This window comes from Mesorhizobium sp. B2-4-1, from assembly GCF_006442185.1.
In the GTDB taxonomy this organism is placed as follows: Bacteria; Pseudomonadota; Alphaproteobacteria; order Rhizobiales; family Rhizobiaceae; genus Mesorhizobium.
Genome location: NZ_VFVN01000001.1, coordinates 697,813 through 715,058 on the forward strand (window position 1 = coordinate 697,813; position 17,246 = coordinate 715,058).

Here is a 17,246-nt window from a genome sequence, read left to right on the forward strand (position 1 = left end):
TCCGCTCCAGATCCTTGTTCCACGCAATTCCGGACGGAGAATCATCACGCAGCTTTCGTGGAATTGCCCTAGCCGGCGCGACGCATGCGCGCGGCGAAAAAGCCGTCGAGACCGGAACGTTGCGGCGAGCCCAGATCGAGGTCGGCAGGTGTGGTGCGCAACGTGCCTTCCTGCGTCAGGAAGGGATCGATGCCGACGATCTCGCTGGCGCGAAGCGGGTCGGCAACGACGCCAGGCGTCGCGGCGAGGAAGCCACGATAAAGCTCCTCGCCTTCGAGTGGGTCGAGCGAACAGTTCGAAAAGACGATCCTTCCGCCCGGCTTAACCAGGGTGACGGCGCGCGCGAGCAGCCGGCGCTGGAGATCGGCGAGCTTCTCGACATCAGCCACAGTCTTGGTCCATGGCACGTCGGGATGCCGCCGCACCGTGCCGGTCGAGGAGCAGGGCGCGTCGAGGAGGACGGCGTCGAACAGCTCGTCCGGCTCGTACTGGAGGAGGTCGGCCTGCACGATATCCGCCGACAGGCGGAGGCGTTCGAGATTCTGCGCCAGCCGCGCCAGCCGGTTCTTCGAGGTGTCGATCGCGGTGACGCGTGCGCCGGCCACGATCAATTGGGCGGTCTTGCCGCCGGGCGCGGCGCAGAGATCGGCGACGCGAAGCCCGCCGACATCACCGAGCAACCGGGCAGGCAGGCCGGCTGCGGCATCCTGGACCCACCAGGCGCCTTCGGCGAAGCCAGGCAGTTCGGTGACCGGGCCGGCAAGCTTCTCCACCCGAATCGTGCCGGTCGGCAGGGCAATGCCGCCGAGCCTTTCGGCCCAGTGCTCCGGATCGGCCTTGACCGAGAAATCGACAGGGGCCTCCTGGCGGTGGGCGGCGAGTATCCGTCCGGCCTCGTCCACGCCATAGGCGGCCTTCAAACGGTCGGAAAACCATTTCGGCGCTTCGTCGGTGGTAGCAAGGGCCTCTGGAAGTTCAGCCTCCTTGATCCGCGCGAGCGTGCGCAGCACACCGTTGACCAGGCCGGCAAAGCGCAATGTGCGGGGATCGGACTTGGCATGGGTGACGGCGAGGTCGACCGCGGCGCTGTCGGGAATGTCGAGGAACAGGATCTGCGCGGCCGCCACATGCAAAATATGCGACAGCGCGGTGGCATTGGCCGGCAGCGGTTTTTCCAGACGCCGCGCCAGCAGCCCGGCAATGGTCATGCGATAGCGCAGCGCGGTGACCAGAATGGCGCGCACGAGACCGCGATCGCGCAGGTCCAGCGCCTTGTACTGCGGATGGCCGTTTTCATGGTCGGTCAGGCCGTCGAGCGGCGTCCTGGCATCGATGACGGCGGCCAGCAGCCGCGCAGCCGCCTTGCGGGCGGCAAGGCCGGCAACGAACTCGCCGTCCTTTTTGTGTTCCTGACCACCTGTGCGTCGAGGTGCTCTGCCCGCCGCGCTCACGACCACGGGCCCTTGGGCCCGGTCGGATTGCGACCCCATGGATTGGATTTGGGCTCTGCCGAGGGTTCCGGCGCGGCCGGCTTGCCCCACGGTCCTGCCGATTGCGGCTCGTCGGCCTGCGGCGGCACTGGCGCCTGGCGCTGCGGGGACCGCGATACGCCCCCGTCCATGCGCTGCGCCATCGCTTGCAGCGCGGCGATGCGGTTCTCGGTGCTCGGATGGGTGGAGAACAGACTGTCCATGCGCTCGCCGTGCAGCGGGTTGATGATGAAGAGATGAGCCATCGCCGGATTGCGCTCGGCGTCCGGGTTGGGTATGCGTTCGGCGCCGCGGGCGATCTTGTCAAGCGCCGAGGCCAGCCATAGCGGGTGTCCACAGATTTCGGCGCCGCGCCGGTCGGCCTCGTATTCGCGGGTGCGGCTGACCGCCATCTGCACGATCATCGCGGCAAAGGGCGCCACGATCATCGCCGCCAGCACGCCGACAAAACCGAACGGGCTGTTGTTGTCGCGGTTGCCTCCGAGGAAGAAGGCGAAATTGCCAAGCATCGAGATGGCGCCGGCGAAGGTCGCGACGATCGTCATCGTCAAGGTGTCGCGGTGCTGGACGTGGGCGAGCTCGTGCGCCATCACCGCGGCCACTTCCTCATGCGTCAGCCGTTGCAAAAGGCCGGTGGAAGCGGCGACAGCCGCGTTCTGCGGGTTGCGGCCGGTGGCGAAGGCGTTGGGCTGCGGATTGTCGATCAGGTAGGTCCTGGGCATCGGCAGGCCTGCCTGCTCGGCCAGTGCCTGCACGATGGCGTAATATTCGGGCGCGTTCTTCTCGTCGACCTCGACGGCGCGGTTCATCGACAGCACCATCTTGTCGGCGTTCCAATAGCTGAACAGATTGGCGGCGGCGGCGATCAGGAAGGCGATCATCATGCCGCCCGTGCCGCCGATCAGGAAGCCGACGCCCATGAACAGCGCGGTCATCGCGGCAAGAAGCATGGCGGTGCGAAGTGTGTTCATCGTCTGCTCCCGTCCTGGTCGTGATGTAAGGGGGTCGATCCTCGTGGGCTCATCGCTATATGATGGGAAACGCCGGTACCCGTTTCAATCGGCCTGTTTCAATCCGCCGGAATATCGCATGAACGACGAGACCAGTAAAACACCTGCCAGGGATGACGAAGCGCGGCTGAAGACGCTGACGCCCGCCGCTCGCCGCGCGCTTGAAGAGGCCGCGGCGCGGCGCGAGGACTACCGCCGCAAGGAAGCCGCGGTGCCGAAGGAAGTCGGCGGCCGCGGCGGCAAGGAGCCCGGCCGCTACGGCGACTGGGAGATCAAGGGCCTGACCAGCGATTTCTAATATGCCGGCCCAGCAAACAGCTCATTTGCCGGCAATCGGGTGTTTGATTGTCCCACAGCCTAGAAGGCCGCTGCCGCCGCTCGCTGCGGCTCGAGCGCGATCCAGCCGCGCTCGTCGACGGTGACGCCGATGGCGTCGTAGCCAGCGATCGCGGCATGCCGCGTCGCCAGGGGATGCCGGTGGGTGGCGTTTATGACCATGACCGCTGCGCCCGCCGCCTCGGCCGCCGTGATGCCCGCCGGGGCATCCTCGAACACGAGGCAATCGCGCGCATCGACACCGAGCCGCGTCGCGCCGAGCTGAAAGCAGTCGGGCGCCGGCTTGCCGCGTGAAACATCTTCCGCCGCGATCAGCACGGCAGGGACGGGGATGCCGGCGGCCTTCATGCGCAAGAGCGCCAGTTCGCGCGGTGCCGAGGTTACGATCGCCCAGCGCCCCGGCGGGAGCGCGTTGAGAAACGCGGCGGCGCTGGCGATCTGAACAATGCCCTCCAGATCGGCGGCTTCGGCCTTGAGCAAGAGGTCGGCCTCATGCGCCGGATCGACGCCCGGGAGCGCCAGACCGGCGATCGTCTCGATCGCCCGCACGCCATGGATCGTCGGCAGGAAGGCGGCGACGTCGAGCCCTTGCCGCCGCGCCCAGTCGCTCCACACCCGTTCGGCCGAGGCAATGGAATTGATGAGCGTGCCGTCCATGTCGAAGAGGAAGGCGGCGAATTTTCTGCCCGCGTACATGATTTTCCTTGATTTCGGGGAGGTCTTTCGAGGGAGCGCCGATGGTAACGTCCCGGCGTCGGCATTGGAAGCCGCGCGGCCACCTTTTCGGCCAGTCCCCTTTTCCGTAAGTCAGGGAACCGCGATCCGCCTCCGGCGTTTCAACTTCGCTGCTTTTCCACGACCATCGAAGGGGGACGCGATGCTGATTCGGCTCGGCTACGAAATGGCCATTGAATGCGCTGGAGCCACGCCGGTGATTTCAATGCTCGAGATCCACAGGGACAGGCAGGCCGACATCAAGCGGCAGACGCGCATGCTGACGTCGCCCGCGGTTCCGACCAGGCTCTACAGCGATTTGCATGGCAATTCGTGCCGCCGCTTTACCGCACCCGCCGGCACTTTTCGCGTCCTCTACGATGCCGTGGTCGAGGACAGCGGCGAGACGGACGAGGTCAACACGCTGGCACGCGAGGTGCCGGTGGCCGAGCTGCCCGACGAGGTGCTGTTTTATCTGCTGGGCAGCCGCTATTGCGAGACCGATCACCTGAGCCAGTTCGCCTGGGAGCTTTTCGGCCGTTTGCCGTCCGGCTGGGCGAGGGTGCAGGCGATCGTCGATTACGTCCACAACCGGCTGTCCTTCGGCTATGGCTATGCCCGCTCGACCCGCACCGCGGCGCAGGCGCATGAGGAGCAGGTCGGCGTCTGCCGAGACTTCGCCCATCTGGCGATCACGCTCTGCCGCTGCATGAACATTCCGGCACGCTATGTGAATGGCTATCTCGGCGACATCGGCGTGCCGGCCGATCCGGCGCCGATGGATTTCTCGGCCTGGATGGAAGTGTTTCTCGACGGCAAGTGGTACACGTTCGACCCCCGCCACAATGTTCCGAGGATCGGCCGCATCGTCATCGCGCGCGGACGCGATGCCACCGACGTGCCGTTGCTGCACAGTTTCGGCCCGCACCGGCTCAGCCTGTTCAAGGTATGGACCTACGAACAGGAGAACAATCTGTTCAACCCGCCCTACCACGCCATCGACAGGACGGTCACCGCGCAGATGCTGGCCTGAGCCGGGTTTCCATGTATCCCCATACTGCCTCGCTCTGGCACAGGTGCCGCTGTGCCGTGGCGGGACACGGCCGCGCGCCCTGTGCCGCGACGTGCAAGATCGTGGTAAGCGCTTGGTAATGCCGCGCGAACGCAGCATCGGCGTTTACCGGTCATTCACCTTTCCATTCTTGAAAGCGAAGCAAAAACAATAATCTAGTTCCTGGTGCGCGGCCGCTGGCCGCGCCCGGCCGGAATCCTGCATCGATCCGTTTGCCCGGCGACGAGGCCGGGGCGAGCGGAGAGAGAACGATGCGGATTTTCGGGGGTCTTGTGGACGCGGCCGGCGACTTTGCCAGGCATCGCGGCGGGAATTTCGCCATCCTGTTCGGATTCGCCGCCTCGGTCTTGGCGCTGGGCGTCGGCTTCGCCGTCAACATCACCCAGCTCTACAACGCCAAATCGAGCCTGCAGAGCGTGGTCGACGCCGCGGTGACGTCGACGGCGCGGGACCTGACGACCGGCGTCATCAAGGAGGCCGATGCCAACAAATCGGTGCAGGCCTTCCTCGACGCCAACAGCACGGCCGGCATCCTGCAGGCCAACCAGATCGTGCTCGACAGGCTGACGGTCGACAGGACCGCCAGGACGGTGCAGGCGGAGGCCCATGCCGACGTCGCCTTCTATTTCCCGCTGTTCGGCACGCGCGACATGCAGCGCGTTCCCGCCTCGACGACAGCGCTCTATTCGGACAAGCAGATCGAGGTGGCCATGATGCTCGACATAACAGGCTCGATGGCGAAGCGGGGCAAGGTCGACAAGATCGGCGATCTGAAAGCAGCAGCGAAAAACGCCGTTCGGACGATGCTCCGGAACCAGGATCCGAAGAACCCCCGCATCCGCGTCGCGATTGTGCCTTACGCATCCGGCGTGAACGCCGGCAAGCTGGCCGAAAACGTCTATGCCGAGAAGCCAGGGAGCTCTGAGCTGCCACCCGTCGCCGGCAGTTCGCTTCTCGTCGCCAAGACGGGCAAAAATTTGCTGCCGTCCTTCAGCGACTACATCTCCATTGTCGGCGCGGCGATGCCACGCCCCGATAATTGCGCCACGGAGCGCAAGGACAAAAATGGCGACGCGGATTTGAGCGCCGACGGCCCAGATGCTGTTCGCACGGACAAGAACGGCAAGAAGTACTACGCCCTGGTCAACCGGGATGATCATCTCGATGGCGGCGGAATGAACAAGTGCCCCGATGCGGAAGTGATCCCGCTGACCGCCGATTCCGGCGCATTGCTTGGTTCGATCGACGACTTCCAGGCTGAGGGTTATACCGCCGGCGCGATCGCCATTCAGTGGACCTACTATATGCTGTCGCCGCAATGGCGCGCTGCGATCAAGAATGCCGGCCTCGGCAACGGCGCCTCGGACGTCAACGCGAAGAAGATCGCCAAGGTCGCGATCCTGATGACCGATGGCCAGTTCAATACCGCCTTCGCCGGTGCCGCGGGCCGCTACAACAGCCAGGGCAATCTTGCGCGCGGCAACGCCGAAACGCTGTGCGGCAACATGAAAAATGACGGCATCGAAATTTTCACCATCGGCTTCGACCTGAACAACAAGGACATGTCGGCAACCGAGCGGGATCAGGCAAAGGCGGTGCTGAAGGACTGTTCGTCGAAAGATGCCTCCACCGCTCAAAAACACTATTTCGAGGTGTCGACCGGGGTGGAATTGGACGCCGCCTTTCAGGAAATCATCCGCAACACCGAAAAGGTCGCGCTGACGCAGTAGGCCGCACAAGGAAAAGGCCGCCGCTTCTTTCGAAGCCGGCGGCCTTCCGTGTTTCCGTCCATGGCGCGGCTCCTGGCGGCAACCCGAGGGGTCGCCCGCCGCGCATCTCGCGCCTTAACGGGAAGACTGCTTCCCGAAAGTGCAATCCGCTGAGGCCACGTTCTGGAAAACGAAATCACTCGACATCGGATCACCTCCTTTCAGTTTGTTGAACACGCACTGATGATGGGGTGCGTTGCAGCAAAAGACAAGACGCCGGATGGAAAAAGACGTTTTTCCGGCTTGGCCGCGTCCTTTCGTGCAAGCGGGTTGCGGCCAGGGGTTCAAGCGGACAAGATCGGCCTACCGAATGCAGGGGGGACGGCATGGACGCTACCGAAAGAGCAGCACGCATCGTTCGCACGGTCGTCGAGGCGTTGAAGCCGGGCTTTGCCGTCAGGCTTTGGACCGGCGAGCGCATCGGTCCGGCCGGCGGCCCGGTGCTTGCCATCAACGACCAGGACATCGTCTGGCAACTGGCCCGCCGGCCAAATTTCTCGACGCTGGTCGAGATGTGGATTTCCAAGGCGGTCGACGTGGAGGAGGGGTCGCTGTTTGACCTCTACGCGCTGCCTTCACGAGGCAAGCTGCGGTTCAAGGCGCTGCCGAAGCTCGCGATCATGCGCGACCTGCCGGCCGTGCTGTTCTCGCGAAGGCAGATGACGCAACGCGCCGATCTCGCCGGGCAAAATCCCTTTGTCAGCGGCTCCAACAAGCAGGCGATCCAGCATCACTACGACATATCGAACGCCTTCTACCGGCTCTTCCTCGACGAGCGCATGGTCTACAGCTGCGGGTATTTCAAGGATTTCGCCAATGACATCGACCAGGCCCAGGCCGACAAGCTCGAGCATATCTGCCGCAAGCTCCGGCTGAAGCCTGGCGACCGCCTGCTCGATATCGGCTGCGGCTGGGGCGCGATGCTGATCCATGCGGCGAAGCATCATGGCGTCGTCGGCCATGGTGTCTCGTTGTCGGAGGCCCAGACCGGACTCGCCCGCGAACGCATTCGGGCCGAGGGGCTGGAGGACCGGATCACAATCGAGATAAAATCCTATGCCGAGCTCACCGGAAGCTTCGACAAGATATCCTCGATCGGCATGTTCGAACATCTGGGGCTGGCCAACCACGCCGCCTACTTCTCGACCGTCCATCGCCTGCTCAAGCCGGGTGGCATCTATCTGCATCATGCCATCACCAGGCGCAGCAAGGGCAGCATGAAGAAGACCTTGCGCAAGGGCTCGGAATACAAGGCGCTGATCAAATACATCTTCCCGGGTGGCGAGATCGACACGATCGGCATGACGTGCGGCAATCTGGAAGCACATGGCTTCCTCGTCCACGACGTCGAGAATCTGCGCGAGCACTACGCCCGCACCTGCCGGCTGTGGGCAGAGCGCCTGCATGCGCGCTTCGACGAGGCCATCGCCGAAGTGGGAGAAGCCAAGGCGCGGCTGTGGCTGCTTTACCTGGCCGGCTGTTCGATCGCCTTCGATCGTGCCTCGGCGCAGATTTTCCAGACGGTCGCCACCAAGCGGACGCGGGGCCCGAGCGGCTTGCCGCCGACGCGGGCGGACCTTTACCGGTAATTCAGGCGAATCGCATCCCGTCGCCGACCTTGACGCTGGCCGCGCGGTCGACGGTGCAGTAGACGCCGAGATTGTGCGCGTTATGACGCACCAGATTGCGCAGGATCGCCGGATCGTCGTCGAAACCGTCCTGGGCGATGATGGTGAAGCCGCAGCGGCGGCACGGCTCGGAAATGGTCAACAGCAGGTCGCCGACGGCGAGTTTCCTGCCGATCCATTCGGTTTCGGGGAAAGTGCCTTCGACCGCCGCCATGTCGATGACGATGTTGGGACGAAAGCGGCGCGGATCGGGAGTGCCTTGCGGATGCAGCGCCTTCAGGCGCGCCAGGGAGGCGGTGGTCAACAGATGGATCGGCGCCTTGCGGTAGCGCGCCTCGGTCAACGGGCCGGAATAGGCCGGCGGAGCGTTCTCCAGGCCGAACGGACGGATCGAGGCCGGAAAGCCTAGATAGTCGGAAACGGCACGGTCGCTTTCGGCGCCGGGCGCCGCCAGCCAATCTGCGCCGGGAATCGCGATCTCGAGCCTGCGGTCGCCAGTCAGCCGGGTGCGGATGCGCGGCACCTTGTGCCACTTCGGCTCGCGATCGGGACGGGCGATCTCATTGTCGGAGGCATCGACCAGGCCGAACATGCGGTCGCCCTCGATGCTCTCGGTGCCGACCGCGATCGTCTCCAGGCGTTCGCCGGCGAGCGAACTCGCCGGATAGCGCCAGAGTTCGGCAACGCTGCCTATCGCTGCCATGGCCGGTGTCAGCCTTTCTTGTTCTGGCGGTTGGCGACGAGGTCGTCGACGACGGCCGGATCGGCGAGCGTCGAGGTATCGCCAAGGGCGCCGAAATCGTCCTCGGCAATCTTGCGCAGGATGCGCCGCATGATCTTGCCCGAGCGGGTCTTGGGCAGGCCGGGTGCGAACTGGATCTTGTCGGGCGTGGCAATGGCGCCGATCTCCTTGCGGACATGGGCGAGGAGCTCCTTGCGCAAGTCCTCGCTCGGCGTCTCGCCGGCCATCAGCGTGACGTAGCAGTAGATGCCCTGGCCTTTGATGTCGTGGGGATAACCGACGACGGCGGCTTCCGAAACCTTGTCGTGGCTGACCAATGCGGATTCGACCTCGGCCGTGCCCATGCGGTGGCCGGAGACGTTGATGACGTCGTCGACCCGGCCGGTGATCCAGTAATAGCCGTCGGCATCGCGGCGGCAGCCGTCGCCGGTGAAGTACTTGCCCTTGTAGGTCGAAAAATAGGTCTGCACGAAGCGGTCGTGATCGCCATAGACGGTGCGCATCTGGCCGGGCCATGACTCGGTGATGCATAGATTGCCGTCGGCGGCTCCTTCAAGCACCTTGCCCTCGCCGTCGACCAGTTGCGGCTTGACACCGAAGAAGGGCCGCGTGGCCGAGCCAGCCTTGAGGTCGGTGGCGCCCGGCAGCGGCGTGATCATGATGCCGCCGGTCTCGGTCTGCCACCAGGTGTCGACGATCGGCACCTTGGCGTTGCCGACGACGTTGAAATACCACTCCCAGGCCTCCGGATTGATCGGTTCGCCGACCGACCCCAGCACGCGCAGCGATTTGCGCGACGCCTTTTTCACATGATTGTCGCCGGCGCCCATCAGGGCGCGCAGCGCCGTCGGCGCGGTGTAGAAGATGTTGACCTGATGCTTGTCGATGACTTCCCAGAAGCGCGACTGCGAGGGGTAGTTGGGCACGCCCTCGAACATCAGCGTGGTGGCGCCGTTGGCGAGCGGCCCGTAGACGATGTAGCTGTGGCCGGTGACCCAGCCGACATCGGCGGTGCACCAGTAGATGTCGCCATCATGATAGTCGAAGACATATTGGTGCGTCATCGAGACGTAGACGAGATAACCCGCCGTGGTGTGCAGCACGCCTTTCGGCTTGCCGGTCGAACCCGATGTATAGAGGATGAACAGCGGATCCTCCGCCTTCATCTTCTCCGGCTTGCACTCAGCCTTAACGGTCGCGGCCTCTTCGTGGTACCAGACGTCGCGGCCCGGCGCCCAGCCGATCTTGCCGCCGGTGCGGCGGACCACTACTACCTTTTCGACCCTGGTACCGGCTTTTGCCGCGATCTCGATTGCCTTGTCGGTGTTCTCCTTCAACGGGATCGGCTTGCCGCCGCGCAGGCCCTCGTCAGCGGTGATGACGATGGTTGACTTGCAATCGTCGATGCGGCCGGCGAGCGCGTCGGGCGAAAAGCCGCCGAAGACGACCGAGTGGATGGCGCCGATACGCGTGCAGGCGAGCATCGCATAGGCCGCTTCCGGGATCATGGGCATATAGAGGGTGACGCGGTCGCCCTTCTTGACGCCGTGCTTCTTCAGCACGTTGGCGAAGCGGCAGACATGCGCATAGAGCTCATTGTAGGTGATCTTGCGGTCGTCGTAGGGGTTGTCGCCTTCCCAGATGATGGCGGTCTGGTCGCCGCGCTTCTTCAGGTGGCGGTCGATGCAGTTGTAGGAAACATTGGTCTGGCCGTCCTCGAACCATTTGATGGAGACCTTGCCGTCGAAGGAGGCGTTGCTGACCTTGGAGAAGGGTTTGAACCAGTCGATGCGCTTGCCGTGCTTGCTCCAGAACCTGTCCGGATTCTTCACGCTGTCGGCGTACCATTTGAGATAGGTGTCGTTGTCGATCAGCGCATTCTTCTTCCAGGCCGGCTGAACGCGGTGGACATGAACCTCGGACATTTCCTGCTTTTCCTCCCGAAACTAACGCCGGCTTGAACCGCCAGCGGGATCGCGGCGACGCGGCCGCGAATTCGCGCGCATTATTAACAGTTCCGCGATGACGGCAACATTAGACGTTGGGTTTGCGCGGCGGGATGCCGCACATGGGTCCGCGGCTGCTGTCAGCACTTGCACCGGACCGCTGCTAACTTCATGTTTTCGCGTGCTAAAGCCGGTTTCGATCAAGAAAAAATCAATAGACGGTTAAGCAACTGCGCGCACAATCCATTGTTGGGAGGAAGGAGAATCAACCCGGGGAGCAAAAATGCGCGACCAGCTTGAAATGGACCTGATGCTGCGGGGCTATGGCCTGACTACGGCCAATATCCTTTATCATTTCCCAGACCATCCGCATCTGTTGCAGAGCTTCATATGGCAGGACTACGACATCGCGCCGAAGTTTCCGGTGCTGATCCGCTTCATCGAGTTCTGGAAGACCAAGCTCGAGGGGCCGCTGCATTCGGTCAGCTACACGCACCAGAAGCTCATCGCGCCCAACGAGTGGCGCAAGGTCGACGGCGAATTCGTGCTGCATTAGGGGCCGCTGCTTCGAGGCCGTAAGGTCGGCACTCTACGGCGCCCCCCTCTGTCCTGCCGGACATCTCCCCCACGAGGGGGGAGATCGGCAGCTTTGCTAACAGCGCCATCCCTTCACGTTGGAAATTGGCGAAAGCCGAGGTGACATCCAATCTCCCCCCGTGGGGGAGATGTCCGGCAGGACAGAGGCGGGCGCTGCCCCGCTAACCTTCGGCTCTAGCGGTCGGACACGCTCAAACCGCCGGCGGGCTCAGCCGGGCGAAGGCCTCCTGGCGGCGGTAGGGAAAATAAGGGTAGGGCGCGGTGACCTCGCTTGCCGCATCGAGCTTCCCGATCTGCTCCGGCGTCAACGTCCAGCCGACGGCGCCGAGGTTCTGGCGCAACTGCTCCTCGTTGCGGGCGCCGATGATGACGGACGACACGGTCGGGCGCTGCAACAGCCAGTTGATGGCGATCTGCGGCACGGTCCTGCCTGTCTCCTGCGCCACCGCATCGAGGGCCTCCATGACCCGGTAGAGATGCTCGTCCTCGACCGGCGGTCCGAAGCTCGCGGTGTCGTGCAGCCGGCTTTTGTCGGGCAATGGCTGGCCGCGACGGATCTTGCCGGTCAGGCGGCCCCAGCCGAGCGGGCTCCAGACCAGCGCGCCGACGCCCTGGTCGAGGCCGAGCGGCATCAGCTCCCATTCATAGTCGCGGCCGACCAGCGAATAGTAGACCTGATGCGCGACATAGCGCGGATAGCCGTGCCTGTCGGCCAGCCCGAGCGATTTCATCACCTGCCAGCCGGAGAAATTGGAGACCCCGACATAGCGCAATTTGCCGGCGCGCACGAGGCCGTCCAGCGTCGATAGCACTTCCTCGATCGGCGTGCCGGCATCGAAGGCGTGCAGTTGCAACAGGTCGATGTAATCGGTGCCGAGCCGCTTCAGCGCGGCGTCGACGGCCTTGATCAGCCGCGAACGCGAGGAACCATAGTCGGCCGGCCCGTCGCCCATCGGCAGCGAGGTCTTGGTCGAGATCAGCACGGCATCGCGCCGGCCCTTGATCGCCTCGCCGAGCACCTCTTCCGAGGCGCCGTTCGAATAGACATCGGCGGTGTCGAACAGATTGACGCCGGCCTCGAGGCAAATGTCGACCAGCCGCCGCGCTTCCCTGGCGTCGCTGTTGCCCCATGCGCCGAACAGCGGGCCGGAACCGCCGAAGGTTCCCGCTCCGAACGAGAGCACCGGCACCTTCAGGCCCGATGCGCCAAGATTTCGATAGTCCATTTTCTTACTCCTTGTGATTTTGAAAGAAGTCGAATCGATCCGGCTTTGCCGGCGAGCTTCACGACCGAACGCAGACGGGCGCGCCGAGCGCGGTGCCGCGGTCGAGACGCAGGGCCAGTCCCGCCACGGCGAGTGCCGCGACCGGCAGCAGCGCGGCGACCCAGGTGAGCGAACCCAGGCCAAGACCTTGGGCAATGACCGCGCCGCCGAGCCAAGCGCCGGCCGCGTTGCCGAGGTTGAAGGCGGCGATGTTGAAGGACGAGGCGAGGCTCTGGCCAGCACCTTGGGCCTTTTCCAGCACCCACATCTGCAAAGGCGCCACGGTGGCGAAGGCGGCGGCGCCCAGCAGGCCGACATAGATCACGGCCAACACCTGGCTGTGGATAGCAAAGCTCATGGTCGCCAGAACCAGGGCGAGCACCACAAGACTGCCGAGCACCGCCGGCACCAGCCAGCGGTCGGCGATCTTGCCGCCGGCGATATTGCCGGCGATGAGGCCGCCGCCGAAGACGAGCAGGATCGGCGAAACGGCCGCTTCCTGGAAGCCGCTGATCTCGGTCAGCAACGGGGCGATGTAGGTGAAGACGGCGAAGACGCCGGCATAGCCGAGAACGGTGGTGGCGAAGCCGAGCAGGACGGGCGTGCGGCGCAGCACGGCGAGATCGGCGCGCAGGTCGCTCTTCACGGGAGTTGCTTGGCTGCGCGGCACCAGTGCCAGGATGACGGCAAAGGCCGCGAGACCGACCGCGGTCACCGCCCAGAAGGTGGCGCGCCAGCCGAAAGCCTGGCCGAGCCAGGTGCCGAAGGGAACGCCGAGAATGTTGGCGATGGTCAGGCCGGTGAACATGAGCGCGATCGCCGACGCCTTCTTGTTAGGCGCGACCAATCCGGTGGCGACCACCGAGCCGACGCCGAAGAAGGTGCCATGGGCAAAGGCGGTGATGACGCGCGCGCCCATCAACGTCCAATAATCAGGCGCCAGCGCACAGGCCAGATTGCCAATGGTGAAGATCGCCATCAGCGCCAGAAGCATCGTCTTGCGCGGCCAGTTGCCGGTGGCGATCGTCAGCAGAGGTGCTCCGATGACGACGCCCAGCGCATAGCCGGAAATCAGTTGGCCGGCGGCCGAGATCGAGACGCCGAGATCTTTGCTGACGTCGATGAGCAGGCCCATGATGACGAATTCGGTGACGCCGATGCCGAAGGCGCCGGCGGCGAGAGCATAGAGAGCGAGAGGCATGATGTTTCCACTTCGGCGGTGACGGGCGCCCTGTCCAGGCCGCGCCCCGACCGGGAAGATCGTGTGGCCATGCGATGTGAACCAGACTTGCTCCAGGCATACTTTCTGTGAAATAGATTCACAGATGGCGAGATCCGACATCAATCGTTCCGGCGAGATCGAAGTGTTTGTGCGCGTCGTCGAGGCGGGCAGCTTTTCGGCGGCGGCACGTGCCTTGCGCATGACCCCGTCCGCGGTGAGCAAATTGATCGCGCGGCTGGAGGCTAGGCTCGGCGCGCGGCTGGTCACCCGCTCGACGCGCAAGCTGCAACTGACGCCGGAAGGCACTGCTTTCTACGACAGCGGCATGCGCATCCTCGCCGACATGGACGCGGCCGAGCGCGAGGCGGCCGCCGGGGCGGCGCCGCGCGGCCGGTTGAGGGTCAACAGCTACGTGCCGTTCGGCCACCACCGGCTGATGTCGCTGCTGCCTCGGTTTCTGGAGCGTTATCCCGAGATTTCCGTCGACGCCGTGCTGACAGACAGCGTGATCGACCTTCTGGAGGAGCGCGCCGATGTGGCGATACGCGCCGGGCCCTTGCGCGAGTCACGGCTGGTAGCGCGCAAACTGGGGCAGAGCCGGATGGTGCTGGTCGCGGCACCCTCCTATGTCGAAGCGCGTGGGACGCCGCGCACGCTGGCCGATCTCGGGCGTCACAATATGCTGGCCTTCGGCTTTGCGCGGCATATAGACGGCTGGCCTTTTGTCGATGCGGCAGGTGCGCCGGTCATCGTCCCGGTTGTCGGAAACGCAACGCTGACCGACGGCGAGGCGATGCGGCGGATCGCGCTGGCGGGAGGCGGAATCGCTAGGCTGGCGCGCTGGCATGTCCAGCCGGACATCGACGCCGGGGCATTCGTCCCGTTGCTGGAGGAATTCAACCCAGGCGACGAGGAGGCCACCCATGCCGTCTATGTCGGCCAGGGCAAGCATCTGCCTGCGCGGGTGCGGGCTTTTCTCGATTTTCTCTCGGAGGCCGTTCGCCTCTAGAGCAGTTCACCGTTTCGTGGAAACGGCGAACCGCTCTAACTCTTTGTTTTGACGCAATTCTGGACAGAAAACCGCACACACTTTTCTTGGAATTGCTCTAACTGAGAAGCCGCGTACCTAAGGCACGCGGCTTCGAAGCAAGCTCGAAAAGCGATCAGGCCTTCGGCACGAACGGCGCCGGCCGCCGGCCGGCCGCCTGCCGCTCCAGCATCCAGCCGGGATATTCGGCCGGCAGCGCGCTCACCTCGTCCAGTCTGGCGAGATCATCGGTATCAAGTTTGAGGTTCGTGGCGGCAAGGTTCTGTTCGAGCTGATCCATGCGGCTGGCGCCGATGATCACGCTCATCACGAAGGGCTTGGCCAGGACATAGCCTAGTGCCACGGTAGCGACGCTGACGTCATGCTTTTTGGCGATCTCGCGCATGACCGCGACCGCCGCCCAGGCGCGGTCCTCGTTGACCGGTGGGAAGTTGAAGGAGGCGCGGCGGCCCTCGCCATTGCCGGGCGCACCAGGGCCGTATTTGCCGGACAGCAGTCCGCCGGCCATCGGCGACCAGACCATAAGACCGAGCTTCTCCTCGTTGATCAGCGGCACGATCTCGCGCTCGAGATCACGACCGGCGATCGAGTAATAGGACTGGATGGTCTCGAAGCGGGCAAAGCCCTTGCGGTCGGCTATGCCAAGCGCCTTGGCGATGCGCCAGGCCTGCCAGTTGGATACGCCGACATAGCGGACCTTGCCGCTGGCGACGAGATCGTCCAGTGCCCTGAGCGTCTCATCGATCGGCGTCACCGCGTCGGTTCCGTGCAACTGATAGAGATCGATATGATCGAGCTGCAGCCGTTCCAAGCTGGCATCGACCGAGTCCATGATGTGGCCGCGCGAGGAGCCGCGCTGGTTCGGGCCTTCGCCCATGGCGCCGTGAACCTTGGTGGCGACGACCACGCTCGACCTGTCAACGCCGAGATCCCTGAGCGACTGGCCGAGCAGGCGCTCGGATTCGCCGAAGGAATAGACATCGGCCGTGTCGAAGAAATTGACCCCGGCGGCGAGCGAGCGGCCGACGATCTCGTTGACGCCTTTCTGGTCGAGACTGGCGATCAGGCCCCATTGGGCATTCTGGCCGGCTGCACCGAAGGTCATGGTGCCGAGGCAGAGTTCGGAGACGAACATCCCCGTATTTCCAAGCTGGTTGTAATGCATGGCGAAAGCTCCAGAGATTTGTGATGACACAGATCAAATAGGAACGGTACGTTTCGTTTCCAGCGCTGGCGTAATCAGCCGGTAGAACTGGACCATCTTGCCGGTGACAGAAACTTGTCAGAGATGGACCGCTCGGATCATTGTGTTCGGGCGGCGATTGACCTCCTCGACAAATTCGTCATCCCAGACGAGGACGGAGAGAAGATATTGCGCAAGGGAGGGCTTTGCGCCAACCCACCGTTCGTAGTCCTCAACCGCTAGCACCACGGCAGATGGCTGCCCTCGCACCGTAATGGTTTGCGGCCCTTTTTCGCGCGACTGTCTTACCAGCTTCGAGAGGTTGTTTCGTGCGTCCCGCAGCTGCCAGCTCAAGAAGACTACTCCTCGCTTGACTCGCAAGATGTGTTCAGTCCGTCTGTGTATCACAGGCTTAGAACTCACAGACGACAGGGCCAACCCAGGGCGGACGGTTTTATCGACTGCCGAAGATCGCCGAACCGACCCTGACACCGGTGGCGCCGAAGGCGATGGCCGTCTCGTAATCGCCGGACATGCCCATCGACAGTTTGGCGACGCCTGCCTCCCGCGCCAATTTTTCCAGCAGGGCGAAATGCGGGCCGGGGTTCTCGTCCGCCGGCGGAATGCACATCAGGCCTTCGATGGCGAGGCCGTGGACATCGCGGCAGCGGGCGACGAAGGTCACGGCGTCGCGCGGCTCGATGCCGGCCTTCTGCGGCTCGGAGCCGGTGTTGACCTGGACGTAGAGCTTTGGCGCCCGGCCTTGCCGGGCGATCTCCTTGGCGAGTTCGGCGGCGATCTTCTCGCGATCGACCGTCTCGATGACGTCGAACAGCGCCACGGCTTCCCTGGCCTTGTTCGATTGCAGCGGTCCGATCAGATGCAGTTCGACATCGGGGAAAGCCTCTTTCAGCGCCGGCCACTTGCCCTGCGCTTCCTGCACCCGGTTCTCGCCGAAGACGCGCTGGCCTGCCTCGATGACGGGCCTGATGTCGGCGGCGTCAAAGGTCTTGGAAACCGCGACCAGCGTCACTGCGCCAGCGTCGCGCCGGGCTTCGCGCTCGGCGGCGGCGATCTTCGCCTTGACCGCTAAAACCTGCTGAACGGCGTCGCCCATGTCCAAATCCCGCTGTTTTGACCGCGTTTTTTCCAGACGCGATACCCATATGGTTGACGGGTTTGCCAAACCATGGTGAACACCCGGACCACATCCAATGGACTGCC

At 64.1% G+C, this 17,246-nt stretch carries 16 protein-coding genes; 6 read left to right on the plus strand and 10 right to left on the minus strand.

The genetic code is table 11. The features are described 5' to 3' along the window. Positions 1–68 precede the first annotated feature (68 nt). On the minus strand, positions 69–1,451 hold the full coding sequence (locus FJ949_RS03580; RefSeq protein ID WP_224646539.1) for an RsmB/NOP family class I SAM-dependent RNA methyltransferase: 1,383 nt from the start codon (positions 1,449–1,451) through the stop codon (positions 69–71). Next, on the minus strand, positions 1,448–2,461 hold the full coding sequence (htpX, locus tag FJ949_RS03585; protein ID WP_140492897.1) for a zinc metalloprotease HtpX: 1,014 nt from the start codon (positions 2,459–2,461) through the stop codon (positions 1,448–1,450). Before htpX ends, FJ949_RS03580 begins: the two co-directional genes overlap by 4 nt. Before the next feature lie 118 nt (positions 2,462–2,579). Between htpX and FJ949_RS03590 the strand changes: the two genes are divergently transcribed. Next, a complete protein-coding gene (locus FJ949_RS03590) occupies positions 2,580–2,798 on the plus strand; it encodes a DUF1674 domain-containing protein (protein ID WP_140492901.1) in 219 nt (72 codons plus the stop codon). Between the two features lie 59 nt (positions 2,799–2,857). On the opposite strand, the gene FJ949_RS03595 is transcribed toward FJ949_RS03590, so the two are convergent. Continuing rightward, a complete protein-coding gene (locus FJ949_RS03595) occupies positions 2,858–3,532 on the minus strand; it encodes an HAD-IA family hydrolase (RefSeq protein WP_140492904.1) in 675 nt (224 codons plus the stop codon). A 181-nt stretch (positions 3,533–3,713) separates the two neighbouring features. Between FJ949_RS03595 and FJ949_RS03600 the strand changes: the two genes are divergently transcribed. From FJ949_RS03600 to FJ949_RS03610, 3 genes are all read left to right on the plus strand, one after another. Then, positions 3,714–4,583, plus strand: a complete 870-nt coding sequence (locus tag FJ949_RS03600; RefSeq protein ID WP_140492907.1) for a transglutaminase family protein — start codon at positions 3,714–3,716, stop codon at positions 4,581–4,583. Between the two features lie 290 nt (positions 4,584–4,873). Continuing rightward, positions 4,874–6,352 carry a TadE/TadG family type IV pilus assembly protein gene (locus tag FJ949_RS03605; protein WP_140492910.1) on the plus strand — a complete coding sequence of 493 codons (1,479 nt, stop codon included), beginning with the start codon at positions 4,874–4,876 and terminating at the stop codon, positions 6,350–6,352. Positions 6,353–6,717: 365 nt separating this feature from the next. Further along, positions 6,718–7,980, plus strand: a complete 1,263-nt coding sequence (locus tag FJ949_RS03610) for a cyclopropane-fatty-acyl-phospholipid synthase family protein (protein WP_140492912.1) — start codon at positions 6,718–6,720, stop codon at positions 7,978–7,980. 1 nt (position 7,981) lies between these two features. Here the strand turns inward: FJ949_RS03610 and FJ949_RS03615 are convergent, their stop codons facing one another. After that, the gene (locus FJ949_RS03615; RefSeq protein WP_140492915.1) at positions 7,982–8,722 is read right to left on the minus strand and encodes an MOSC domain-containing protein; all 741 of its coding nucleotides are present in this window, start codon (positions 8,720–8,722) and stop codon (positions 7,982–7,984) included. Positions 8,723–8,730: 8 nt separating this feature from the next. Continuing rightward, the gene (gene acs, locus FJ949_RS03620) at positions 8,731–10,686 is read right to left on the minus strand and encodes an acetate--CoA ligase (RefSeq protein ID WP_140492918.1); all 1,956 of its coding nucleotides are present in this window, start codon (positions 10,684–10,686) and stop codon (positions 8,731–8,733) included. 304 nt (positions 10,687–10,990) lie between these two features. Here acs and FJ949_RS03625 point away from each other — a divergent pair, with 304 nt between their 5' ends. Continuing rightward, the gene (locus tag FJ949_RS03625) at positions 10,991–11,263 is read left to right on the plus strand and encodes an usg protein (protein ID WP_140492921.1); all 273 of its coding nucleotides are present in this window, start codon (positions 10,991–10,993) and stop codon (positions 11,261–11,263) included. A gap of 232 nt (positions 11,264–11,495) precedes the next feature. On the opposite strand, the gene FJ949_RS03635 is transcribed toward FJ949_RS03625, so the two are convergent. Then, positions 11,496–12,530 (minus strand): aldo/keto reductase, encoded by a 1,035-nt coding sequence (locus tag FJ949_RS03635; protein ID WP_140492924.1) that lies wholly within the window; start codon positions 12,528–12,530, stop codon positions 11,496–11,498. Positions 12,531–12,588: 58 nt separating this feature from the next. After that, complete coding sequence (locus FJ949_RS03640) at positions 12,589–13,770, minus strand: MFS transporter (protein WP_140492927.1); 1,182 nt, start codon at positions 13,768–13,770, stop codon at positions 12,589–12,591. A gap of 124 nt (positions 13,771–13,894) precedes the next feature. On the opposite strand from FJ949_RS03640, the gene FJ949_RS03645 reads away from it, so the two are divergent. Then, the gene (locus FJ949_RS03645; protein WP_140492931.1) at positions 13,895–14,800 is read left to right on the plus strand and encodes a LysR family transcriptional regulator; all 906 of its coding nucleotides are present in this window, start codon (positions 13,895–13,897) and stop codon (positions 14,798–14,800) included. Positions 14,801–14,954: 154 nt separating this feature from the next. Here FJ949_RS03645 and FJ949_RS03650 read toward each other — a convergent pair whose 3' ends face one another. From FJ949_RS03650 to FJ949_RS03660, 3 genes are all read right to left on the minus strand, one after another. Then, positions 14,955–16,004: an aldo/keto reductase gene (locus tag FJ949_RS03650; RefSeq protein ID WP_140492934.1), complete on the minus strand. Its 1,050-nt coding sequence runs from the start codon at positions 16,002–16,004 to the stop codon at positions 14,955–14,957. 117 nt (positions 16,005–16,121) lie between these two features. Next, positions 16,122–16,376 carry a type II toxin-antitoxin system Phd/YefM family antitoxin gene (locus FJ949_RS03655; RefSeq protein WP_140492937.1) on the minus strand — a complete coding sequence of 85 codons (255 nt, stop codon included), beginning with the start codon at positions 16,374–16,376 and terminating at the stop codon, positions 16,122–16,124. A 100-nt stretch (positions 16,377–16,476) separates the two neighbouring features. After that, a complete protein-coding gene (locus FJ949_RS03660) occupies positions 16,477–17,139 on the minus strand; it encodes a YggS family pyridoxal phosphate-dependent enzyme (RefSeq protein ID WP_140492940.1) in 663 nt (220 codons plus the stop codon). Positions 17,140–17,246: the final 107 nt, after the last annotated feature.